The sequence below is a fragment of the Allobosea sp. BH3 genome, from assembly GCF_025499465.1.
Lineage (GTDB): Bacteria > Pseudomonadota > Alphaproteobacteria > Rhizobiales > Beijerinckiaceae > Allobosea.
Map to the genome: position 1 here is coordinate 433,955 of NZ_JAIMCA010000003.1, position 22,071 is coordinate 456,025.

20 protein-coding genes are annotated in these 22,071 nt (G+C 66.6%); 6 read left to right on the forward strand and 14 right to left on the reverse strand.

All coding sequences use genetic code 11. The features are described 5' to 3' along the window. Window position 1: 1 nt before the first annotated feature. The 5 genes from BoBH3_RS10860 to tpiA form a co-directional block, all read right to left on the reverse strand. Entirely contained in the window at window positions 2-625 is a 624-nt protein-coding gene (locus BoBH3_RS10860; RefSeq protein WP_262330803.1) for a DUF1190 domain-containing protein, read from the reverse strand. Between the two features lie 5 nt (window positions 626-630). After that, window positions 631-1,032: a DUF350 domain-containing protein gene (locus BoBH3_RS10865; protein WP_262330804.1), complete on the reverse strand. Its 402-nt coding sequence runs from the start codon at window positions 1,030-1,032 to the stop codon at window positions 631-633. 211 nt (window positions 1,033-1,243) lie between these two features. After that, window positions 1,244-2,872, reverse strand: a complete 1,629-nt coding sequence (locus tag BoBH3_RS10870) for a CTP synthase (protein ID WP_262330805.1) — start codon at window positions 2,870-2,872, stop codon at window positions 1,244-1,246. 149 nt (window positions 2,873-3,021) lie between these two features. After that, window positions 3,022-3,435, reverse strand: a complete 414-nt coding sequence (gene secG / locus BoBH3_RS10875; RefSeq protein ID WP_262330806.1) for a preprotein translocase subunit SecG — start codon at window positions 3,433-3,435, stop codon at window positions 3,022-3,024. A 136-nt stretch (window positions 3,436-3,571) separates the two neighbouring features. Then, on the reverse strand, window positions 3,572-4,336 hold the full coding sequence (gene tpiA / locus BoBH3_RS10880) for a triose-phosphate isomerase (RefSeq protein ID WP_262330807.1): 765 nt from the start codon (window positions 4,334-4,336) through the stop codon (window positions 3,572-3,574). Between the two features lie 190 nt (window positions 4,337-4,526). On the opposite strand from tpiA, the gene BoBH3_RS10885 reads away from it, so the two are divergent. Beyond that, entirely contained in the window at window positions 4,527-6,440 is a 1,914-nt protein-coding gene (locus tag BoBH3_RS10885; RefSeq protein ID WP_262330808.1) for a peptidylprolyl isomerase, read from the forward strand. 2 nt (window positions 6,441-6,442) lie between these two features. After that, the gene (trpE, locus tag BoBH3_RS10890; RefSeq protein ID WP_262330809.1) at window positions 6,443-7,957 is read left to right on the forward strand and encodes an anthranilate synthase component I; all 1,515 of its coding nucleotides are present in this window, start codon (window positions 6,443-6,445) and stop codon (window positions 7,955-7,957) included. Window positions 7,958-8,112: 155 nt separating this feature from the next. On the opposite strand, the gene BoBH3_RS10895 is transcribed toward trpE, so the two are convergent. Next, entirely contained in the window at window positions 8,113-8,688 is a 576-nt protein-coding gene (locus BoBH3_RS10895) for a TIGR00645 family protein (protein WP_410050581.1), read from the reverse strand. Window positions 8,689-8,936: 248 nt separating this feature from the next. Between BoBH3_RS10895 and BoBH3_RS10900 the strand changes: the two genes are divergently transcribed. Further along, window positions 8,937-9,371, forward strand: a complete 435-nt coding sequence (locus BoBH3_RS10900) for a BA14K family protein (RefSeq protein ID WP_262330810.1) — start codon at window positions 8,937-8,939, stop codon at window positions 9,369-9,371. Between the two features lie 168 nt (window positions 9,372-9,539). Further along, on the forward strand, window positions 9,540-10,322 hold the full coding sequence (gene xth / locus BoBH3_RS10905; protein WP_262330811.1) for an exodeoxyribonuclease III: 783 nt from the start codon (window positions 9,540-9,542) through the stop codon (window positions 10,320-10,322). Window positions 10,323-10,446: 124 nt separating this feature from the next. On the opposite strand, the gene BoBH3_RS10910 is transcribed toward xth, so the two are convergent. The 5 genes from BoBH3_RS10910 to dps all read right to left on the reverse strand — a co-directional run bounded on the left by BoBH3_RS10910 (window position 10,447) and on the right by dps (window position 17,793). Then, a complete protein-coding gene (locus tag BoBH3_RS10910; protein WP_410050582.1) occupies window positions 10,447-11,373 on the reverse strand; it encodes a tetratricopeptide repeat protein in 927 nt (308 codons plus the stop codon). A gap of 19 nt (window positions 11,374-11,392) precedes the next feature. Next, window positions 11,393-13,123: a dihydroxy-acid dehydratase gene (gene ilvD, locus BoBH3_RS10915; protein ID WP_262330812.1), complete on the reverse strand. Its 1,731-nt coding sequence runs from the start codon at window positions 13,121-13,123 to the stop codon at window positions 11,393-11,395. A gap of 292 nt (window positions 13,124-13,415) precedes the next feature. Then, a complete protein-coding gene (locus BoBH3_RS10920; RefSeq protein ID WP_262330813.1) occupies window positions 13,416-13,997 on the reverse strand; it encodes a YqaA family protein in 582 nt (193 codons plus the stop codon). 272 nt (window positions 13,998-14,269) lie between these two features. Further along, on the reverse strand, window positions 14,270-17,089 hold the full coding sequence (locus BoBH3_RS10925; protein WP_262330814.1) for a valine--tRNA ligase: 2,820 nt from the start codon (window positions 17,087-17,089) through the stop codon (window positions 14,270-14,272). Window positions 17,090-17,238: 149 nt separating this feature from the next. After that, window positions 17,239-17,793, reverse strand: coding sequence for a DNA starvation/stationary phase protection protein Dps (dps, locus tag BoBH3_RS10930; protein WP_262330815.1), 555 nt, complete (start codon window positions 17,791-17,793; stop codon window positions 17,239-17,241). Between the two features lie 221 nt (window positions 17,794-18,014). Between dps and BoBH3_RS10935 the strand changes: the two genes are divergently transcribed. Then, window positions 18,015-18,500 (forward strand): pyridoxamine 5'-phosphate oxidase family protein, encoded by a 486-nt coding sequence (locus BoBH3_RS10935; protein WP_262330816.1) that lies wholly within the window; start codon window positions 18,015-18,017, stop codon window positions 18,498-18,500. Between the two features lie 18 nt (window positions 18,501-18,518). Then, window positions 18,519-18,797, forward strand: a complete 279-nt coding sequence (locus BoBH3_RS10940) for a hypothetical protein (protein ID WP_262330817.1) — start codon at window positions 18,519-18,521, stop codon at window positions 18,795-18,797. Between the two features lie 119 nt (window positions 18,798-18,916). Here the strand turns inward: BoBH3_RS10940 and BoBH3_RS10945 are convergent, their stop codons facing one another. The 3 genes from BoBH3_RS10945 to BoBH3_RS10955 all read right to left on the reverse strand — a co-directional run bounded on the left by BoBH3_RS10945 (window position 18,917) and on the right by BoBH3_RS10955 (window position 21,959). Next, entirely contained in the window at window positions 18,917-19,558 is a 642-nt protein-coding gene (locus BoBH3_RS10945; protein ID WP_262331185.1) for a PopZ family protein, read from the reverse strand. 195 nt (window positions 19,559-19,753) lie between these two features. Further along, window positions 19,754-21,148 (reverse strand): TolC family outer membrane protein, encoded by a 1,395-nt coding sequence (locus BoBH3_RS10950; protein WP_262330818.1) that lies wholly within the window; start codon window positions 21,146-21,148, stop codon window positions 19,754-19,756. A gap of 169 nt (window positions 21,149-21,317) precedes the next feature. Next, a complete protein-coding gene (locus tag BoBH3_RS10955) occupies window positions 21,318-21,959 on the reverse strand; it encodes a protein-L-isoaspartate O-methyltransferase family protein (RefSeq protein ID WP_262330819.1) in 642 nt (213 codons plus the stop codon). Between the last annotated feature and the right edge of the window lie 112 nt (window positions 21,960-22,071).

Here is a 22,071-nt window from a genome sequence, read left to right on the forward strand (position 1 = left end):
CTCAGGACGACGAGGACGAGGAGAAGGAGCGGGCGAAGGAGCCGAAGCCGCCGCGCGACGACACGCTGGACGAGGAGACCCCGGCGCGCGCGATGGCGGCCCCCGAGGCGGCGCTGAAGGCGCGCCCGCTCGTCGTGGAGTAGGCGCGCGACGAGCTGCTGCTGCGCCCAGAGGTGCCTCCGCTGCCGCCGGAGGACGATGAGGAACTGCGCGCCTGCTGGCATTCCGGCTGGGTCGAGCCCGGCGGGCAGCTCGCCGTCGTCGGCGGCAGGAGCGGCTGGGCCTGCGCCTGCCCTCCGGAGAACCCCCGCGCCAGCATGAAACCGGCGAGCGCTGGGATGAAATACTGCGCCCCGCCGATACTCGCCGAATTGCAGCCGCTGGCGCCGTATTGCGCCTCGCACTCGCTCTGGCTGCGAAACTTCGGCGCGTCCTTGATGCGTGCGGCCGCAGCCTCCGAAAAGGCCGTCTCGCATTGCTGCAGGCTGAGTTGGCCGCCCGCCTGGCACTCGCTCAGGCTGTTGTAGACGAGGTTCTCGGGCGGATCGTCGCCCGTCAGCGACCAGGCGGTCGCCACGAGAAGGACGCCGGCGGCGCCAAGGCCGATCTGCGTCGAGCGCTTCATCGCCGTTACTCCGTCATGCTGGCGGCCGCCAGCGTCCCGGAGATGACGGCGATCAGGGCGAGCATCACCGCGGCGGGAAGGCGGTCCTCCTCGATCTTCTTCGAGAGATCCGGGATCAGCACCCGCGCCAGCCCATAGGCAGCGAACTGGATGATCATGGCCGCGAGCGCCCAGAGCACGCAGTCGGGGATGCTGCTGGCCTGCTCGATCGCCTTCTCAAGAGGGATCGAGAAGCCGACAACACTGCCGCCGAGCGCTATCGCCGCGGACAGGTTGCCGCCACGGATCAGCCCGATCTCGTCATGCGCCGTCATGCGCAGATAGATCACCGCGAAAGCGGCGATCAGGGCCACGCCGACGACGAAATAGAGGAGAAATGCGGGCAAGCCCGCCATCGAGATCGTCATGCCGCCCTGCCCCAGCCAATCCGACGCCGCAGCATCTCATCAAACGTGACGGATTGTCCAATGCGACGGAACCTGGCGGAACAAGCTCATCAGGCCGTCATCTAAAGCAAGGATGCAGGCTCGAGAGGCGCAAGCGCGCCTGCCGCCCGTCCGGCAATAGATGAGCATGGAGAGCCGGCCGGCTTCTCCCTCCGAACGACCGTCGCCGGGGTCAGACCAGGCGGCTCTGGACCACCGCCGCCTCGATGAAGCTGGCGAAGAGCGGATGCGGCTCGAAGGGGCGCGATTTCAGCTCGGGGTGATACTGCACGCCGATGAACCAGGGATGGTCGGGATATTCGATCGTCTCCGGCAGCAGCCCGTCCGGCGAGAGGCCCGAAAAGCGCATGCCTTGCGCCTCCAGCCGCTCGCGATAGCCCATGTTCACCTCGTAGCGGTGGCGATGGCGCTCGGAGATCTCGGTCGAGCCGTAGATCTTCGCAATTTTGGTATCGGCGGCCAGATTGGAAGCGTAGGCGCCGAGCCGCATCGTTCCGCCGAGATTACCGTCTGCGGCGCGCTGCTCCAGCTCGTTGCCGCGCATCCATTCGGTCATCAGGCCGACGACGGGCTCCTGCGTCGGGCCGAATTCGGTCGAGTTGGCGTTCTCGATGCCGGCGAGCGAGCGGGCGGCCTCGATGACCGCCATCTGCATGCCGAAGCAGATGCCGAAATATGGCACCTTGCGATTGCGGGCGAAGGTCGCGGCCTTGATCTTGCCCTCGGCGCCGCGATGGCCGAAGCCGCCTGGCACGAGGATGCCATGGACATGCTCAAGGAAGGGCGCCGGGTCCTCCTTCTCGAAAACCTCGGATTCGATCCAGTCGAGATGGACCTTGACGTTGTTGGCGATGCCGCCATGGATCAGCGCCTCGATGAGGGACTTATAAGCGTCCTTCATGCCCGTATACTTGCCGACGACGGCGATGGTGACCTCGCCCTCGGGATTTTTCACGCGCTCGGAGATACGGCGCCAGTTCGAGATTTCGGGCTCAACCGAGGCGTCCATGCCGAAGGCGGCCAGAACCTCGTTGTCGAGCCCCTCCGCATGGTAGGAGAGCGGCACGTCGTAGATCGAGGCGACGTCGCGGGCCTCGATCACCGCGGTCTCGCGGACATTGCAGAACAGGGCGAGCTTGCGGCGCTCCTCGCGCGGAATCTCGCGGTCGGTGCGGCAGAGCAGGATGTCGGGCTGAATGCCGATCGAGCGCAGCTCGGCGACCGAATGCTGGGTCGGCTTGGTCTTCAGCTCGCCGGCCGTCGGGATATAGGGCAGCAGCGTCAGATGCGTGAAGATGCACTGGCCGCGCGGCAGCTGCTGGCTGATCTGGCGGATGGATTCCAGGAACGGCAGGCTCTCGATGTCGCCAACCGTGCCGCCGATCTCGACCAGCGTGAAGTCGTAGCCCTCGTTGCCGGTCAGCACGAACTCCTTGATGGCGTTCGTCACATGCGGGACGACCTGGATGGTGGCGCCGAGATAGTCGCCGCGCCGCTCCTTCGTCAGGATGTCCATGTAGATGCGGCCGGTGGTGATGTTGTCACCCCGGTTGCAGGGCCGGCCGGTGAAGCGCTCGTAATGGCCGAGGTCGAGGTCGGTCTCCGCGCCGTCATCGGTGACGAAGACCTCGCCGTGCTGATACGGGCTCATCGTGCCCGGATCGACGTTGAGATAAGGATCGAGCTTGCGCAGGCGGACCTTGTAGCCACGAGCCTGCAGAAGGGCCGCGAGAGCCGCCGCCGCCAGGCCTTTGCCGAGCGAGGACACCACGCCGCCGGTGATGAAAACATACCGCGTCATGGGAGTTCTCCTCTATCGCCACGGGTTCGATTCGCTAAGCGTCTTCAGAGCAGTCCCGACCTGCCCTGCGCGCTTGTCCACAAAAGATAAGGCCGGGGATACCCGGCCTACACAAAAGAGAAGGGCCGGTCGCCCGGCCCTTGCCTTGGTTACTGCTGCGGCGCCGCTGGCGGCGTCGGCGGCTGTGCGCCGCCCTGATTCTGGTTCTGCATCTGGCGCAGCTGATCGAGCACGCCGCCCGCATTCGGTGCGCTCGGAGCCGCGGGGGCGCCCGGCACTGCAGGGGTGGTCGCCGCCGGCGCGCCGTCGATGATCGAGCGCTGGACCCGGCCCTGCGTCGCCAGCACGGCGAGAACGATGGAGGTCAGGAAGAACAGGCCGGCGAGAATCGCCGTCGCCCGCGTCAGCGCATTGGCCTGGCCGCGCCCCGTCATGAAGCCGCCGGCACCGCCGCCGCCGCCCGAGCCCATGCCGAGACCGCCGCCCTCGGAGCGCTGCAGCAGCACGACGCCGACGAGCGCGACGACGATGATCAGATGGATGACGATGAGAACGTTCTGCATGATCTCACGAAATGGGCATGGCGCGGGTTGCCGGCAAGGGCCGCCCGCTCCTCGAAGGCCGAGATGATTTCGGCGGCGCACATAACACGCGTATGCCGGCAGCGCCACCCCTGGAGGGCAACCGATGCACGGTCATTCAACCCTGGCAGGCGCGGGCGATCGCCAGGAACTCCTCGGCCTTGAGGCTCGCCCCGCCAACGAGGGCACCATCGACATGGGCGACGTTCATCAGCTCTGCGGCATTGGAAGGCTTCACCGAGCCGCCATAGAGCAGCCGGACGCCAGCCGCCGCCGCCTTGCCGACGATCCGGGCGAGATCCTGGCGGATCGAAGCATGAATCTCCGCAACGTCGTTCGCCGTCGGCGTCAGCCCGGTGCCGATAGCCCAGACCGGCTCATAGGCGATGATGAGGCTCGCTGCGTCGAGCCCCTCCGGCACCGAGCCCTTGAGTTGCTTGCGTACCACGGCCAGCGCCTTGCCAGCCTCGCGCTCTTCCTTCGTCTCGCCGACGCAGATGATCGGCACGAGCAGCCCCCTGCGCGCCGCTTCCGCCTTGGCGCGCACCGTCGCGTTGCTCTCGCCATGCAGCGTGCGGCGCTCGGAATGCCCGACGATGCAGTAGGCGGCTCCGGCATCGGCCAGCATCGCGACCGAAACTTCGCCGGTGAAGGCGCCCGAAGGCTGGATGCTGCAATCCTGCCCGCCGGTGGCGATGCGCGTGCCGATCAGCGCGGCCGTCGCGGTGAAGAGCAGCGTCGCGGGCGGGCAGATGGCGAGGTCGACAGCCTGCTTCAGCGCAGCGTCATAGCCCCTGGCGACTTCGGTTGCGATGGCGAGATCGGCCTTGAGGCCGTTCATCTTCCAGTTTCCGGCCACCAGCGGCCTGATGCTACGCGTCACGTCGATCCTCCGAAAATCCGTCCTTCGCCTCTAGCAACGCCCGGCCTCCGCCGCAATCGCATGCGAGGCCGGAACACGAATCCGCCACGGCGATTGCGGCTTTCGCCTCCGGTTCCTATAAGCAGCGCCGCAAATCCGCGCGCGGGGGCATGCTCCCGCGCCACATGCAGGGTCAGGAAAGACAGCTTCGATGATGATGCAGGGCATCCGCAAGGCGGGACAGGGCTTCTTCGGCAAGCTCCTCATCGCCGTCATGTTCGGCTTCCTCATCGTCTCCTTCGCGATCTGGGGGGTGGGCGACATCTTCCGGGGCTATGGCCGCAACGAGGTGGCGCGTGTCGGCAAGAACGAGATCGGCCTTGAGCAGATGCGCACGGCCTATCAGAACGAGATCCAGAACCTGACGCGACAGCAGCGCCGGCAGATCTCGCCGGAGATGGCGCGTGCCTTCGGCATCGACCGGCAGGTGCTCTCGCGCCTCATCAGCGAAGCGACGCTGGACCAGACGGCGCGGGACATGCGGCTGGCGGTCTCCGACGAGACGATCCGCAACCTGATCTTCGACGATCAGGTCTTCCGCGATGCCTCGGGCCAGTTCTCGGCCGCACGCTTCAACGAGCTGCTGCGCTCGAACGGCTATACCGAGCAGAGCTACGTCGCGCTGCAACGCTCCAACATCCTTCGCCAGCAGATCTCGGAGATGCTCGCCGGCGGGCTTGCCGCGCCGGTCGCGCTGCAGGAGCTCGGCAGCCGCCTGCGCAACGAGAAGCGCAACGTCACCTTCGCCCGCATGCCGGCGAGCGCCGCCGGCGAGATCGCCGCGCCGAGCGAGGACCAGCTCAAGACCTTCTTCAACGATCGCAAGATCGCCTTCCGCGCCCCGGAATTCCGCACCGCAGACATCCTCGCGATCTCGGCCGAGGCCCTGGCGGACCCGGCGAAGGTCACCGACGATGAGGCCAAGGCGCGCTACGAGGCGCTGAAGGCGCAGCGCTTCACCACGGCCGAGACCCGCACGGTCCAGCAGATCTCCTTCCCGAATGCCGAGGAGGCACAGGCCGCCAAGGCGAAGATCGACGATGGCGAGACCTTTGACGAGATCGCGACCGAGCGGAACGTCGCCTTCAACGACCTGACGCTCGGCACCTTCACCCGCGAGCAGATGATCGACCCCGTCGTGCGCGACGCTGCCTTTGCGCTCGAGCAGGGCAGCGTCAGCGCTCCGGTGACGGGTGCCTTCGGCACGGTGCTGCTGCGCGTGACCAACGTCGACAGCGCGCATGAGCGCCCCTTCGAGGAGGTGGCGGCGGAAGTGAAGCAGGAAGTCGCGACCAGCCGCGCCGCCAGCCAGATCACCGAACTGCACGACAAGATCGAGGATCAGCGCGCCTCGGCCCGGCCGCTCGCCGAGATCGCCAAGGAATTCGGCCTGAAGCTGCGGACGGCGGGCCCGATGAGCGCGAGCCTCGCCAGGCCCGACGGTTCCCAGGAGGAAGCCCTGCCCGGCGCCGAAGCGGCGCTGCAGGCGATCTTCCGCTCCGACATCGGCGTCGACAACGAGGCGATCCGCCTGCCGCGCGACACGGGCTATGTCTGGTTCGACGTCACCAAGATCGATCCGGCCCGCGAGCGCGGCTTCGACGAGGTCAAGGCCGAGGTCGAGAAGCAGTGGCGCGCCGACGAGACGGCGACAAAGCTCTCCGCCAAGGCACGCGAGCTGGTCGAGCGCCTCGACAAGGGCGAGAGCTTCGACGCGGTCGCGGCTTCGGCCGGGCTCACCATCGAGACCGCCGCCGATGTCGCCAGGCAGGACCAGCGTCCCGAGCTGCCGGCCGGCGTCGTCAGCCAGATCTTCGGCACGGCCGCGGGCAAGAGCAATTCCGCCGCCGGCGCCGATGGCGGACGCATCCTGTTCAAGGTCGATTCGGCCATCGTCCCGCCTTATGTCCGCACGACGCAGGAGGCGGCGAATTTCGAGCGCATCCTGTCGTCGAGCGTCACGGAGGACATCCTGCTGGAATATGTCGCCAAGCGGCAGGCCGAACTCGGCGTCAGCATCAACGAAGCCGCCTTCCGCAACGCGACAGGCGGGGCGCAGAACTGACGATGCAACCCACCGACGCGTTCGAGCGCTTCGCGCAGGTCTACGAGACGGGTACTCCGCAGCTCCTGCGCCAGGTGCTGGTCGGCGACTGCGAGACGCCGGTCGCCGCCTTCCTGAAGCTGCGCCACGCCACAACGGGCCCGGCCTTCCTGCTCGAATCGGTCGAGGGCGGCGCGGTCCGCGGGCGCTACTCCATGATCGGGCTGGAGCCCGACCTGATCTGGCGCTGTCACCGCGGCGAGGCCTCGTTGTGCCGCCCGGCCCTGGGCGAAGACTTCCTGCCCGATCCGCGCCCGGCCTTCGAGAGCCTGCGCGCGCTGCTCGACGAGAGCGCCATTCCCGAGGCGGAGGGCCTGCCGCCGATGGCGGCCGGCGTGTTCGGTTATCTCGGCTACGACATGGTCCGGCTCATGGAGCGGCTGGCGGAGCCGAAGGACACGGGAACGGGCGTGCCCGACGCCATCCTGACGCGGCCGACGCTGATGGTGGTGTTCGATTCGGTCCGCGACGAGATTCATGTCGTGACTCCGGTTCGTCACCGGCCTGGCATCACCGCGCGACAGGCCCAGGAGCAGGCCCAGGAGCGGCTGGAGGCTGTCGTCCACGCGCTGGAAGGCCCCCTCCCCGCCGAGGCCGACATCGACATCGCGAACCTGCCGGAGCCGGCGACGGTCTCGAACACCACCGAAGCCGAGTTCCACGAGATGGTCGCGAAGGCGAAGGAGTACATCCGCGCCGGCGACATCTTCCAGGTGGTGCTGTCGCAGCGCTTCGAGGCCCCCTTCCAGCTACCGCCCTTCGCGCTTTACCGGGCACTCCGGCGGGTCAACCCGGCGCCCTTCCTCTGCTATCTCGATTTCGGCGGCTTCCAGATCGTCTGCTCGAGCCCCGAGATTCTGGTCCGGCTACGCGACGACACGGTCACGATCCGCCCGATCGCCGGCACGCGCCGGCGAGGCGCCAGCGAGGCAGAGGACGAGGCGCTGGCCGAGGAGCTGCTCGCCGATCCCAAGGAGCGCGCCGAACACCTGATGCTGCTCGATCTCGGGCGCAACGATGTCGGCCGCGTCTCGCAGATCGGCAGCGTGAAGGTGACCGATTCCTTCTTCATCGAGCGCTACAGCCAGGTCATGCACATCGTCTCGAACGTCGAGGGGACGATCGATCCCAAGCATGACGCGCTCTCGGCACTGGTCGCGGGCTTCCCGGCAGGCACCGTCTCGGGCGCGCCGAAGGTCCGGGCGATGGAGATCATCGACGAGCTGGAGCACGATGCCCGCGGCGCCTATGGCGGCTGCATCGGCTATTTCGGCGCCAATGGCGAGATGGACACCTGCATCGTGCTGCGCACGGCGGTGGTCAAGGATGGGCGCATGCATGTCCAGGCCGGCGCTGGCATCGTCTACGATTCGAACGCCGCTTCCGAGCAGGACGAGTGCATCAACAAGGCGAAAGCGCTGTTCCGCTCCGCCGAGGAAGCGATCCGCTTCGCCGCCCGCACCGGCCGCGGTCAATAGAGGTTCGCGAGGGGTTCGCGCCCCCGCGGCATCGTTCTCGGGCGCAGCGAAGCGCAGACCCGAGCATCTCGACCAGGACAAGGGGCCGAAGCCTCTTTCGGCATGGGATGCTCGGGGCGAGCCCGAGCCTGAGGTCTCTTGATCGGCTGCCTGCTTCAGTGCGGCTTATGGTTGGGCACGACCGTCATCCGATCGACCCAGGCGATGCCGATGGCCGACAGGATGAAGACGACGTGGATCATCGTCTGCAGCAGGACGCCGGTCTCGGTATAATTCGCCGTCCTGCCCGCAATGCCGATATTGCCGGCCTCGATGAAGGTCCGCAGCAGGTGGATCGACGAGATGCCGATGATCGCCATGGCGAGCTTGATCTTCAGGACGCTCGCATTGACGTGGCTCAGCCACTCCGGCTGGTCGGGATGGCCCTCGAGCCGCAGCCGCGAGACGAAGGTTTCGTAGCCGCCGACGATCACCATGATCAGCAGGTTCGAGATCATCACCACGTCGATCAGCCCCAGCACGACCAGCATGATCTGCTGTTCGCTGAAGTCGAAGGCATGGGTGACGAGATGCCAAAGTTCCTTGAGGAACAGGAAGACATAGACGCATTGCGCCACGATGAGGCCGATATAGAGCGGCAACTGCAGCCAGCGTGAGCTGAAGATGAGCGCCGGCAAGGGGCGCATCGGGGCCAATGAGGGAGAGCGTGACGGATCGCTGGTGGGGGACATGGCCTGTTACTGGTCCTTGGAATAGAAGACGCGATCCTGGTGCAGTGCAGCGGTAGATGGCGCGAAACCGGTGCGTGCGCAAGGCGTTACCCGCCGCTTTGCTGCCGTGCAACGACAATGATGTGACGGCGCAATTACGCCGAGATTCGGGACTAGTCTTTCCCTCCGATCGTGAGATCGCTACAATCGACGCCGGCCGGGGGAACATGCTCAGTTCCACTCGCATGGGACAGCAGAGGAGTTTCGTCATGATCAGGACGCTTGTCGTCGCCGCCGCTCTCGTCGGCACGGCGGCTCTTGCCGCGCCGGCTTCGGCCGCGCCGCTGGCGAGCGGAGCCGCCACCGTCGCTACGGCGAAGGACGGCAGCCCGCTCGTCCAGAACGTGCAGTATCGCCGCTACGGCTATGGTTATGGCTACGGACCCGGACCGCGCTATTATGGCGGCTATCGCCGTGGCCCCGCCATCGGCGCCGGCATCGCGGCCGGCGTTATCGGTGGTGCTCTCGCAGCCGGCGCTCTCGCGGCCCCGCCGCCCCCGGTTTATTACGCGCCGCCTCCGGCCCCGGTCTACGGCATCGAGGATGTCGATGCGGTCGCCTATTGCTCGCGTCGCTTCCGCTCCTACAACCCCGAGACCGGCACCTATATTGGCGCCGGCGGCGTGGTCCGCTACTGCCCCTGACGGCAGGCGACACGACGATCGAGGACAACGACTCCCCGCAGCGATGCGGGGAGTTTTTTTATCTTCGGCTGGCCTCTACGCTGCGGCTGGAGCATCGACTCGAAAAGTGGGATGCGGCTTTCGGAAAAGCCGATGCTAAAACAAGAAACTGGATCATCGGAGCGTCTCGTGCGTATCGCCACCTGGAACTGCAACTCCGTCCGCCAGCGGCTTGGCCATCTGCTCGACTTCCTGAAGGAGGCCGAGCCCGACGCGCTGTGCCTGCAGGAGATCAAGTGCGTCGACGCCGACTTCCCGCGCGCGGAGATCGAGGCCGCCGGCTGGCAGGTCGAGACGCATGGCCAGAAGACCTTCAACGGCGTGGCGATCCTGAGCCGCAGCAAGCTCGAGGATGTCCGGCGGGGACTGCCCGGCGACGATGGCGACGAGCAGGCTCGCTATATCGAGGGTGTCCTGCCGTTCGGGCAGGGTGTGGTGCGGCTGGCCTCGATCTACCTGCCCAACGGCAACCCGCCCAATACCGAGAAATACCCCTACAAGCTCGGCTGGATGCAGCGACTGACCGCGCACGCCCGGATGCTGCTGGAGCATGAGGAGCCGCTGGTGCTGGCTGGCGACTACAACGTCATTCCAGAGCCGCGCGACGCCCGCGATCCGGGCGCCTGGGTCAGCGACGCGCTGTTCCTGCCGCCGACGCGTGCGGCCTTCCGCGGGCTCCTCAATCTCGGTCTGACCGAGGCCCTACGCGCGACGACCGATGCCGGCGGGCTCTACAGCTTCTGGGATTATCAGGCCGGCGCCTGGCAGCGGAACAACGGCATCCGCATCGACCACCTGCTGCTCTCGCCTCAGGCAGCCGACAGGCTGGCAGGCGTCACCATCTCCAAGCATGTCCGCGGTTGGGACAAGCCTTCGGACCATGTGCCGGTCATGTTGGATCTGGCGGCCTGACCGCGGTCGTCATTGTCGGGCGGAGCGAACCGCAGACCCGAGAATCTTGTGACGGGAGAGCGTTGGAGCCTCCGTCGGCCCACGATGCCCGGGTCAAGCCCGAGCATGACGAGGTCGGCGTCGCTCAGCGTGTGGTCGGTGCACCAGCGGCCCGCGCGCCCGCGACCTGCTGACGCTCGACCAGAGCCAGCGCCGCCGTGCGGTCTGCCGTGGAGGCGGCCGTGAAGGCGGCGTCGTAGCGCTCGAGTATCCAAGCCTCGCGGGCCGGATCGGCGCCCTCGCGGGCGAGCGAAAGCCACATCAGCCCGAGCACCGGCTGCCGCGGCACGCCTTCGCCACCGCGGATCAGCATCTCGCCGAAGGCCGCGCGGGCGGGCGCATGGCCCTTCTCCGCCGCGAGCTTCATCCAGCGCGCCGCTTGGCGCGGATCGCGGGAGGTGCCCTGCCCCTTCATGTAGAGGCGCGCAAGGTTGTACTGCCCGTCCGGATCGCCGAAATACGACGCCGCGTAGTGGAACATGTCGAAGGCGCGGTCGGGATTGGGCTTCACATAGGAACCCTTGATCCCGTCCGAGAAATAGCTGCCGAGCGCGACGAAGGCGCTGCCGACGATGCGGCCGTCCGCCGTGCCCGGAATGGCATCGGCATTATCGTCCGCGATCTTCGAGAAATACTCGAAGGCCTTGAGATCGTTGGCCGAAACGCCCTCGCCCTCGGCATACATTTTCCCGAGCTTGTACTGGGCGGTGAGATGGCCCTGCGAGGCTGCGTATTCGAGCGCCCGCACTGCGCCGAGCTGGTTGCCGGCGGAGGAATCGCGCATCCAGGCCCGGATCGCGTCGCGGGCGCTGCTGAAGGGCACGAGAGGAAGCGCGGAATGCGCCATCGGCGTGTTCGGGGCCGGCGCGCGCGTGGCAGCGCCACCGGAATCGCGTGCGGGCTCATCCTCCGGCTCGGCCAGCGTGGCCTCCGGAATCGCCCGTGGCGGCAGCAACGGCCGGCCGCCCGGGAAATCCTGCGCCTGCGCGGCCATGGGGCCGACGAGCAGCAACAGGCATGCTATGGTTGAGCTAGATGTCCGCATAGCAATGGGTTTCGGCCGCCCCTCCTGGGTGAGTCACGGCGCCGCCTTTCGCGGAGCCGACCGTTTGCGCGTATTTCCAGAGCGCTCCCGAATTGTAGTCCGTCTTTCTCGGCGTCCAGGCCTCACGACGCGCTAGAAGTTCGGCATCAGAAAGGCGGACTGCGAGCTTTCCTGTGATGGCGTCGAGCTCGATGATGTCGCCGTCCCGGATGAGCCCGATCGGCCCGCCGACAGCCGCTTCGGGGCCGACATGGCCGACGCAGAAGCCGCGTGTCGCGCCCGAAAAACGGCCATCGGTGATGAGCGCGACCTTGTCGCCCATGCCCTGGCCGTAGAGGGCTGCGGTGGTCGACAGCATCTCGCGCATGCCGGGGCCGCCCTTCGGCCCCTCATAGCGGATGACGATGACGTCGCCTTCCTTGTAGGTCCGGTTCTTGACGGCCTCGAAGGCGTCCTCTTCCCGGTCGAAGCAGCGTGCCGGGCCGGTGAAGACGAGCTGGTCCTCGGGCATGCCGGCTATCTTCACGATCGCACCATCCGGCGCGAGATTACCCTGCAGCCCGACGACCCCGCCGGTCACGGTGATGGGCTTGTCGGCGCGGTAGACGACGTCCTGCTGGTCGTTCCATTTCACCGAGGCCATGTTCTCGGCGATGGTGCGGCCGGTGACGGTCATGCAGTCGCCATGGAGGTAGCCCGCGTCGAGCAGGCTCTTCATCACCAGCGGGATGCCGCCGACCTCGAACATGTCCTTGGCGACGTATTTCCCGCCCGGCTTCAGATCGGCGATATAGGGCGTCTTCTTGAAGATCTCGGCGACGGCGAACAGATCGAAGTCGATGCCGCATTCATGCGCGATCGCCGGCAGGTGGAGCGCGCCGTTCGTCGAGCCGCCGGTCGCGGCGACGACCATGGCCGCATTCTCCAGCGCCTTGCGGGTGACGATGTCGCGCGGGCGGAGGTTCCGCGCTATCAGCTCCATCACCATCTCGCCGGCGGTGTAGCAGAAGGTGTCGCGCACATCGTAGGGCGCCGGCGCGCCGCAGCTATAGGGCAGAGCGAGGCCGATCGCCTCGGCGACCGTCGCCATGGTGTTGGCGGTGAACTGGGCGCCGCAGGAGCCGGAGGACGGGCAGGCAGCCTCCTCGAGCTCCTTGAGGTCCTCATCCGACATCGCGCCGACGGAATGCTTGCCGACGGCCTCGAACACGTCCTGGACGGTGACGGGCTTGCCCTTGAAGGTGCCGGGCAGGATCGAGCCGCCATAGATGAAGATCGACGGCACGTTGAGGCGCACCATCGCCATCATCATGCCGGGGAGAGACTTGTCGCAGCCGGCCAGGCCCACCAGCCCGTCATAGCAATGGCCGCGCATGGTCAACTCGACCGAATCGGCGATGACCTCGCGCGAGGCGAGCGAGGACTTCATGCCCTGGTGGCCCATGGCGATGCCGTCGGTCACGGTGATGGTGCAGAATTCGCGCGGCGTGCCGCTGGCCGAGGCGACGCCCTTCTTCACGGCCTGGGCCTGGCGCATCAGCGAGATGTTGCAGGGGGCGGCCTCGTTCCAGCAGGAAGCGACGCCGACGAAGGGCTGCGCGATCTGCTTCGCGGTCATGCCCATCGCATAATAGTAGGATCGATGCGGAGCCTTCGCCGGGCCCACGCTCACATGGCGGCTCGGCAGCCTCGACTTGTCGAATACCCGCGCGTCCATTGTCACGTCGCCTTCGTCCCCCCGAGCCCGGCCTGGCAAAGATGTGCCATGCCGGCCATGTCGGGAGCAACGCTCCGCCCCAAAGCCCCGCTGCGGCGTGGAACCATTTCCATGCCGGTGCGTTGTGTCCCGTTTTGTCTATATCTCAGGGACTTAACGCGACGTTGTGCTGAGCTTGGTTTGTGGCGGCTTCACGGCGATGACGGCAGCGACAGTAGCCGTGGTTACCGTTCCCCTGAGACTGTTGCGACGATGTCACAAATATCGAAGCTTCAGGCCGTCTGCCGGTGGCTCACAGCACCAGCGGCAGGACGAAGAAACCGCCGACTACAATCACTAGCAGCGTCAACGCCGCAAACGGCAGGTGCTTCTCGATGAAGATGCGGATGTCGTCGCCATAGTAGCGCAGCGCCACCGCGATCATCAGGAAGAAGGTCGCGCGGGAGACCACCATGCCGACCGTGAACTTCCACAGGTCGAAATGCAGGAAGCCGGACATGATCGTGACGATCTTGAATGGAATCGGCGTCAGGCCCTTGGTCACGAGCACCCAGAACCAGTAGTCCTGCGAGGTCGAGATCAGGTGCGCCGCCTTGTCCTGAAGGCCGTAGAGGCTGATCAGCCAGGAGCCGAGCGAGTCGTAGAGCAGCGCGCCGATGGCATAGCCGAGATAGCCACCGAGCACGGCCCCGAGCGAGCAGATCCCCGCATAGAACCAGGCGCGGTCCGGACGTGCGATGCACATCGGCAGCAGCAGCGGAATCGGCGGCAGCGGGCTGACCGAGCTTTCCACGAAGGTGAGTGCGAAAAGCAGCCAAGGGGCCGCGGGATGGGATGCGTAGGACACGCACCAGTCATAGGCTCGCTTGAGCATGGGTCCTGAACAGCCGGTCCTTCCGCCGCCACGCAGGTGCATGGCGGATTTGCGTCGGGCGCATCTAATAGAGGTCGACGAGAGAACGCCAGTCCTCTCTTCGCTCAGCGTCAATTTGACGACAACGCCGTGGCCGGAATGCGTCGCTCGGCGTCTGCCCCCGGGCTCGCTCGTCATTGCGAGGAGCTACGCGACGAAGCGATCCAAGGGCGGCAGCGCGCTACGTCCCCTGGATTGCTTCGCTTTGCTCGCAATGACGGCCCTCGGACCGCTCAGGACAACCGCGTCAGCGCCTCGGCGATCTTGAGCTTGCGCGCTTCTGCCGCAGCCTTGCGCTCGCGGTTCTCGTCGACGATCTCCTCCGGCGCGCGGGCCATGAAATCGGGGTTGCCGAGCTTCTTCTCGACGACCGCGATGTCCTGGTCGAGCTTGGCCAGTTCCTTGGTGAGGCGCGAGCGCTCCGCATCGAGGTCGATCAACCCGGCGAGCGGCAGTGCCGCGACTTCGCCGCGGACGATGATCTGCGCCGACTGTGCCGGCGCCGCGGTCTCGAAGGCAATCTCGGAGACGCGCGCGAGGCGCTCGATCATCGGCTGCCAGCTCTCGATGGTGGCGCGCGTCGCGGCCGAGGCGTTGACGAGGACGAGCGGCGCCTGCGTGCCGGCCGGCACGTTGACCTCCGAGCGAACCGAGCGGATGTCCGAGATCAGATCCACGACGAAACCGATCTCGGCCTCGGCCGCCGCATCCTTGAGCGCCGACAGCTCCGGCCAGCGCGTCAGGCAGACCAGAGCGTCGTCGCCGGCCGCGAGCTTGCGCGGGGCGCCGGCCTCGGCCTTCTGGGCCCAGAGTTCCTCGGTGAGGAACGGCATGAACGGGTGCAGCAGCTGGCAGATCAGGTCGATGACGTAGGCGACCGTCGCCTGCGTCTCGGCGCGGGCGGCTGCATCGACGCCCTCCCCCTGCAGCACCGGCTTGGCGAGCTCCAGATACCAGTCGCAGAACTGGTTCCAGACGAAGCGATAGGCCGCGCCCGCTGCCTCGTTGAACTTGAAGCTCGGGATGCCCGCGGCGATCTCCTCGGCCGCCTGCGCCGCCTCGCTCAGGATCCAGCGATTGAGCGGCTGCTTCACCGAAGCCGGGTCGAAACCTTCCGCCCGCGCGCAACCGTTCAGCTCGGCGAAGCGTGCGGCGTTCCAGATCTTGGTCGCGAAGTTGCGGTAGCCCTCGACGCGCGAGGTGGCGAGCTTGATGTCGCGGCCCTGCGCCGCCATGGCGGCCAGCGTGAAGCGCAGCGCATCGGCCCCGTATTTGTCGACGAGCGTCAGCGGATCGATGACGTTGCCCTTCGACTTCGACATCTTCGCGCCCTTCTCGTCGCGAACGATGGCGTGGATGTAGACGTCCTTGAACGGCACCTCGTCCATGAAGTTGAGGCCCATCATCATCATCCGGGCGACCCAGAAGAAGATGATGTCGAAGGCCGTGACCAGCGTCGCCGTCGGGTAGTAGCGCTTGAGCTCGTCCGTCTCATCCGGCCAGCCCAGCGTCGAGAAGGGCCAGAGCGCCGAGGAGAACCAGGTGTCGAGCACGTCCTCGTCGCGCGTCAGCGCAACCGGGCCGCCATAATGGCCGACGGCAAGCGCCTGGGCTGCGGTCTCCGACTCGGCGACGAAGCACTCGCCGTCCGGCCCGTACCAGGCCGGGATCTGGTGCCCCCACCAGAGCTGGCGCGAGACGCACCAGGGCTCGATGTTCTCCAGCCAGTCGTAATAGACCTTGGTCCAGTTCTCGGGCGTGAACTTCGTGCGGCCGTCGCGGACGGCCTTGATCGAGCGCTCGGCCAGGGGCTTGACGTCGACATACCACTGGTCGGTCAGCCAGGGCTCGATAACGACGTCCGAGCGGTCGCCATGCGGGACCGTATGGGCATTGGGCTCGACCTTGGCGAGCAGGCCACGCGCCGCCATCAGCTCGACGACGATGCGGCGGGCAGCGAAGCGGTCGAGACCGTCGAGCGCCAGCGTCTCGGCTTCCGGCTTGGCGCCGGCGAGGAAATCCTCGTTGCCGGCGAGCGTGATGCGCGCCTCGCCGTCGAGGATGTTGATGATATCGAGCTTGTGACGCTTGCCGACTTCAAAGTCGTTGAAGTCATGCGCCGGGGTGATCTTCACCGCGCCGGTGCCCTTCTCCGGGTCGGCATAATCGTCCGGCACGATCGGGATGACACGGCCGACCAGCGGCAGCACGGCATTGCGGCCGATCAGATAGCCGATCTTCTCGTTGTCGGGATGAACCGCGATGCCGCTGTCGCCCAGCATCGTCTCCGGCCGCGTCGTGGCGACGGTGATGAAGGTCGAGGGATCGTTGGCGTCATACGCAACGCCTTCGAGCGGATAGTCGAAATAATAGAGATGGCCGTTCGGATCGCGGCTCAGCACCTTGTCGAGCTTGGCGGCGTCGAAGGGCTCCTCCCCTCCCCGCTCCCATTTGAAGCTGCCGTTCTTCTCGACCTGAAGCACTTCGAGGTCGGAAATCGCGGTCTGGAACTTCGGGTCCCAGTTCACCAGCCGCTTGGCGCGATAGATCAGCCCCTGCTTGTGCAGGCCGACGAAGACCTTGAGGACGGCGGCGCTCAGACCCTCGTCCATGGTGAAGCGCTCGCGCGACCAGTCGCAGGACGCACCGAGGCGCCGCAGCTGATTGAAGATTGTGCCGCCCGATTCCTCCTTCCACTTCCAGACCTCCGACAGGAAGGCCTCGCGGCCCATGGTCCGGCGGTCGGAGCGGTTCTCGGCGGCGAGCTTGCGCTCGACCACCATCTGCGTGGCGATGCCGGCATGGTCGGTGCCCGGCTGCCAGAGCACGTCCTTGCCGCGCATGCGCTCGAAGCGGCAGAGCACATCCTGCAGCGTGTTGTTGAGCGCGTGGCCCATATGCAGCGAGCCGGTCACATTCGGCGGCGGGATCACGATGCAATAGGGTTCGGCGCCGGGCGCGGCGCCCCGGCCCGCCTTGAAGGCCTGCGCCTCGTCCCAGGCCTGGCTGATCCGGGCCTCGACGGCTGCCGGCTCGAAAGTCTTGTCCATCATCGCTTCGCTCGAACGCCAAAAGGCCGGGGAACCTGCCCCGGCCGGAAATCATCACGGGCCAAAAGGTCTTGGGCCCTTAAGAGCCCATGCGGAGCCCGCGCGTCAACGTTTTCCGCAGGCGCGCGGACTCTCTGGCCCGGCAGACCGGCTCAAAGGTTCGACTGCAGGAACCAGAGCGACTTGTCGAGCGCGCGCGAATACCCCGTCAGGATATCGGCGCTGCCCGCGTCGCCGGCCTCGTCGCAGGCGTCGATCGCCTCGCGGACCTTGTTGCCGGCATCGGCATAGCGCTCGATCAGCGCCTTGAGATGATCCTGCACGGAGACGATCCCGGTCGGATAGGCGGATAGCGAGCTCGAATCCGCCGTCGCCTGCGTCGTCCCGAGCGCGATGCCGCCGAGCTGGGCGATGCGCTCGGCCATCGTGTCGACGTGGTTATCCAGCTCGCTGCGGAAGCCGTCCAGCATCTCGTGGATGGCGATAAAGCCCGGCCCTTTCAGATTCCAGTGCGCCTGCTTGGTCGCCAGCGCCAGGTCGATGCCGTCCGCAAGGCGCTCGTTGAGGAGGCCGACCACCTTGGCCTTGGTGTTCGAGGCCAGATCGATCCGGCTGGACTTCGGGATCTTCGTCGCAGCGGAACTCTTCGACGATGCTGTCTTGGACGATCCTGTCTTGGTCGCGGATTTGGATGCTGACTTGGCCATGGCGGGGTCTCCCAGGGGTCGAAAGCAGGACGGATTGAGCGCGCCTCGCAAGCCGAACAGCCGGCGCCATCGCGCTACGCGCGAGCCCGCCCGCTGTTCCGCCGCACCGCGAGCCTAACCGGCTGCGTGGTGGACCCGCAATCGGCTCATGCTTGACGGTGCCTGATGAGGGAACCTGCTGTCCGGCAGCCCGTTGGATCGGCAACAACAGGAGGACCGTGATGAGCCAACGCCATGATCAGGACCGTGTCTGGGACCTCGTCGACTCGATCAAGTTCGCCATGCTCGTGACCCATGACGGCGATGGTGACCAACTGCGCGCCCGCCCGATGCACGCGCATGGCATCCGGGAGGAGGATACGATCTACTTCCTCACCGATCGCCGTCACCACAAGGACGACGAGATCCAGGTCAACGAGAACGTCTGCCTCGCTTTCGCCGACACTGGCGGGCAGCGCTACCTTTCGATCACCGGCACCGCCACGGTGCTGGACGACCGCAAGCGCGTGCACGAGCTCTGGAGCCCGACCAACAAGGCTTTCTGGGACGATGAGAACGATCCGAACATCCGCGTCCTGCGCGTGCGGCCCGGCATGGCCGAGTTCTGGGACAGCCCGGGGCGGATCGTCACCACCGTCAAGATGGCCGCCGCCGCGCTCACCGGGGCGAAAATCGAATTCGGAGAGAACCGCAAGGTCGTGCTCTGAACGCCAGAAAGGTGGAACATGATGATCAGACTACTCGTCCACGGGCTGGGCGCCTGGTTCGCCGTGGAAGCCGCCTCGGGCCGCTATCCGAGGCCGATCGCCGTCGGCCTGACGATGCTGGTGACCCGGCTCGGCGCGCCGGCGACCGCCTTCGCCATGGCTGGCTACGGGCTCAAGCGGCTTCGTGACGCTGGTGCCTTCGAAGGCTGGCGCGGCCTCACTCCGGGCCCGCGCCGCGGGTCCGCGAGCGCGCAGCGCCGACGCAGCCGGCGGGTACGCTCAACCGGGCCCGGCTGAGCCTGCTATTGTCTTCAAGCGAAGCGCGCACCGCTTCGCTTGAAGATCATATGGCAAGACGAGCGAATAAAACGTTCAGATACTTACAGAAATTCGGGCCTGCCTTTGGGCGGCGCGGATCAATTCCGGCCGCCGCGGGCCACGCGTTCGATCTCGGTGCGGACCAGGCGCTCGACCATCGTCGGCAGATTGTCGTCGAGCCATGCCTTCAGCATCGGCTTCAACATCTCCTTGACCAGGTCCTCAAGCGTGCGCGCATTGTTACTCAGCACGGTATTGGCGAGATGGCCAAAGGCGTTGGTGACGACGGAACTCGCCTGATCCGACAGGAGGCTCGCCATATCGACGGCTGGCCCCGCCCCCATCGATGGCAGCGGTGCAGGCGGAGGCGACGGAGGAGCGAATACGGCTGCGGGCGGCGGCTCGGGGGCCGGTGCGGGCGGCGGCGGATCGACGAACGCGACGTCGGGCTCTTCCGCCATCGGAGACGGCGCGGGCGTAGCAACGGCCGGCTCGGGGGCAGGCGCTGCGACCAGAGCTGCCTCCGCGCCGAGGTCCAGGACATCTTCGTCGGCCGCAGTGGCGGTCGCAGGCGCCGGTTCTGGCGCAGGAGCCGCCGCCGCTTCAGCGGGAGCCTCGGCGTCCGTAGCAGCCGCAGCCTCGCCATCGGCCGGCTTTACGTCGTCGTCCGATATGATCCGACGAATGGAGGCGAGAATTTCCTCCATTGACGGCTCGGTGGGCTTGGCTTGCGCGCTCATGAAAGCCTGACTGTTGAACACCGGGCGCGCCGACAGAATCAACGCCTCTCCGATTGGGGAGTATTCCACGACCTGTCGGCCAGACAAGGCGACAGGCCGCTATCCCACAGAGAAATCGGAGATGTTGCCCGAATGTGCCTGTGCGCGGCCTGAGCCGCCGCGCACGAACGGCTCACGGCCGCTCAGGCCGCGTCGTCAGCGGCCGTCAGGCGTCTGGGTGCCCCACCACAGGCCCTTGACCTGATCGTAGTGCTGGCGTGAGTCGTAGACCGCAGCCTTGAGCTTCAGCGTCTGGGCCGAGAGTTTCCCGACAGCCGAGAGCACCGCATAGGAAGCGACGACGCGGTCGCGCTGCGCGGTCACGAGGCTCGAACGGGCGCTGACCAGTTCCTGCTGGGCATTGAGGACGTCGAGCGTGGTGCGCTGGCCGACCTTGGCCTCCTCACGCACGCCGGCGAGCGCCGTCTCGGCAGCCTGGACCTGGGCCTGGGCCGCTGTGATCTGCGCCTTGGCAGCCTCGAGACCGCCCCAAGCGGAGATGATCGCGGCGCGGACGGTGTCGCGCTGCGTATCGACCTCGATGCGGCGTTGGCCCGCCGTTTCCTTGGCCTGTCGTGTGCGGGAGTAGACCTGCCCACCCTCGTAGATCGGGATGGTCAGCGTGCCGACGACACTCGCCGACATGCGGTTATCGCCGAAGAGCTGGCTGTCATAGCGCTGCTGGACCAGGCCGCGGACGCCGACGACAGGATAGAGATCCGCCTCGGTGACCTTTACCTGCAGCTCGGCGGCATCGACGCCGTGGAGCGAGGCGATGATCGCCGGATGGCCGGTGAGGCCATGCTGAAGCGCCAAGGGGAGCGACTTCGGCAACAGATTCTCGATCGGACGGCCCGGCGCCAGCGAACGCGGCTCGGCGCCGACATTCTGCCGATAGCGAGCGACCGAGGTCTTGAGGTTCGATTCCGCAAGGATCGCCTGCGACTGGGCCGAGGAACGACGGGCTTCGGCCTGCGCCACGTCGGTGCGCGTCACTTCGCCGACCTGGAATCGGTCGCGCGTCTGGCGCAGCTGCTCTTCGAGCACCTCGACGTTGTTGCGGTTGAGCTCAAGGATCGCCGTGTCGCGCAGCACGTTCATATAAGACGTGGCAGCGTCGAGCAGCACGTTCTGCTCGGTGTTGCGCAGTGTGGCGCGGGCGCCGAGCACCTGCGATTCGGACTGGCTGACCGCGCTGCGCGTCCGGCCTGAATCCCAGATGTTCTGGTCGATCTGCACGCCGGCGCCGCGAGGCGCCAGGCGGCTCGTGGTCGCGCCGCTTCCGGGCAGATTTGTATCGAGGATGCTGGCGCCGATATCGGCGGAGGCGGTGATGCGGGGCCGATAGCCCGACAGCGCCTGGGGAACGTTCTCGTCGGTAGCGCGGACGGAAGCCCGCTGGGCATTGAGTGTAGGATTGGCGGAATAGGCCCGCGCGAGCGCGGCATCCATTGTCTGAGCTTTGCCGGGCGCGGCCCATCCTCCCGCTATCGCCAGAGCGATGACGGCGGAGAGCCCGAACCCGGAAGCCTTGTCTTTATGTCTTTTCACCGGACGTCTCTCGTGCGCAGTACAAACGCGCCCAGGCATCGCCCCAGCCTCGGCAGAAGGTTCAAAGTCATACCCGTGATGGCGCCCGACGCCAACGCATGCCGGATGCCAGAAGCGTTTCCCTGAGAAACTGCCACAAAAATGCGACACCTTCCTTAAGAACCGCCCTTCAGAAAACGAACGATTCCGGGCGACGAAATTCGGCCAGTATCGGAGCGGCCGCATCGAAAACCGGGCGCCCGGCGACGATATCAGTGGATTTCCGATAAAGCTTGACCCGCGCGGACCGCCCGGAGCCCTCCACCACGATCAGCCGTCCATCGGCCCGCAGCAGCGGAAAAAGCGTTTCCGGCTGCGTCTCGCAGGCTCCGCTGACCAGAATCACATCGAACGATTCGTGCGGCGGTTGAGCGGCGACGACCGCGACCGAGGCCGCACCGGCGCTCTTCAAAGCGGTCTCGGCGAAGCTGCGCGCAGCGGCATCGGGCTCCCAAAGCGTGACTTTTGCGCCCATATGCGACATCAGCGCCGCGCCATAGCCGGAGCCGCCGCCATATTCGAGCGCGTCCTCGCCGGGCTGCAGATCCAGCACCTGAATCATCCGCGCGATCACCATCGGCGTCATCAGCGCGCGCCCGGTGCCTGGCAAGGCAATGGACTGGTCGAGATAGGCCAGGTGCGAAAGGCTGCCCGGCACGAAGGCCTCGCGCGGCACGATGTCCGCCGCCGCGAGCACGGCCCGATCGGTCACGTCATAGGTGCGCAACTGGCAATCGACCATGTTGCGGCGAAGCCCGGTGAAATCGTCCATGCGCAGAACTCTCCGTGCGCAGCGCCAGTCCCCGCTCGGCCGGCCGGCCTCTAAGACCGCGCAATCGGCTGCGGCGGCTTGCGCCGTCCATCGCTGCTTTCTGTTCGACGCA

What these genes read in the sequence shown, in the direction of transcription:
- BoBH3_RS10860 (WP_262330803.1), bottom strand. Translation starts at nt 625, where the DNA reads ATGAAGCGCTCGACGCAGATCGGCCTTGGCGCCGCCGGCGTCCTTCTC.
- BoBH3_RS10865 (WP_262330804.1), bottom strand. Translation starts at nt 1,032, where the DNA reads ATGACGATCTCGATGGCGGGCTTGCCCGCATTTCTCCTCTATTTCGTC.
- BoBH3_RS10870 (WP_262330805.1), bottom strand. Translation starts at nt 2,872, where the DNA reads ATGACGCGGTATGTTTTCATCACCGGCGGCGTGGTGTCCTCGCTCGGC.
- secG (WP_262330806.1), bottom strand. Translation starts at nt 3,435, where the DNA reads ATGCAGAACGTTCTCATCGTCATCCATCTGATCATCGTCGTCGCGCTC.
- BoBH3_RS10885 (WP_262330808.1), top strand. Translation starts at nt 4,527, where the DNA reads ATGATGATGCAGGGCATCCGCAAGGCGGGACAGGGCTTCTTCGGCAAG.
- trpE (WP_262330809.1), top strand. Translation starts at nt 6,443, where the DNA reads ATGCAACCCACCGACGCGTTCGAGCGCTTCGCGCAGGTCTACGAGACG.
- BoBH3_RS10895 (WP_410050581.1), bottom strand. Translation starts at nt 8,688, where the DNA reads ATGTCCCCCACCAGCGATCCGTCACGCTCTCCCTCATTGGCCCCGATG.
- BoBH3_RS10900 (WP_262330810.1), top strand. Translation starts at nt 8,937, where the DNA reads ATGATCAGGACGCTTGTCGTCGCCGCCGCTCTCGTCGGCACGGCGGCT.
- ilvD (WP_262330812.1), bottom strand. Translation starts at nt 13,123, where the DNA reads ATGGACGCGCGGGTATTCGACAAGTCGAGGCTGCCGAGCCGCCATGTG.
- BoBH3_RS10920 (WP_262330813.1), bottom strand. Translation starts at nt 13,997, where the DNA reads ATGCTCAAGCGAGCCTATGACTGGTGCGTGTCCTACGCATCCCATCCC.
- BoBH3_RS10925 (WP_262330814.1), bottom strand. Translation starts at nt 17,089, where the DNA reads ATGATGGACAAGACTTTCGAGCCGGCAGCCGTCGAGGCCCGGATCAGC.
- dps (WP_262330815.1), bottom strand. Translation starts at nt 17,793, where the DNA reads ATGGCCAAGTCAGCATCCAAATCCGCGACCAAGACAGGATCGTCCAAG.
- BoBH3_RS10935 (WP_262330816.1), top strand. Translation starts at nt 18,015, where the DNA reads ATGAGCCAACGCCATGATCAGGACCGTGTCTGGGACCTCGTCGACTCG.
- BoBH3_RS10940 (WP_262330817.1), top strand. Translation starts at nt 18,519, where the DNA reads ATGATGATCAGACTACTCGTCCACGGGCTGGGCGCCTGGTTCGCCGTG.
- BoBH3_RS10945 (WP_262331185.1), bottom strand. Translation starts at nt 19,558, where the DNA reads ATGAGCGCGCAAGCCAAGCCCACCGAGCCGTCAATGGAGGAAATTCTC.
- BoBH3_RS10955 (WP_262330819.1), bottom strand. Translation starts at nt 21,959, where the DNA reads ATGGACGATTTCACCGGGCTTCGCCGCAACATGGTCGATTGCCAGTTG.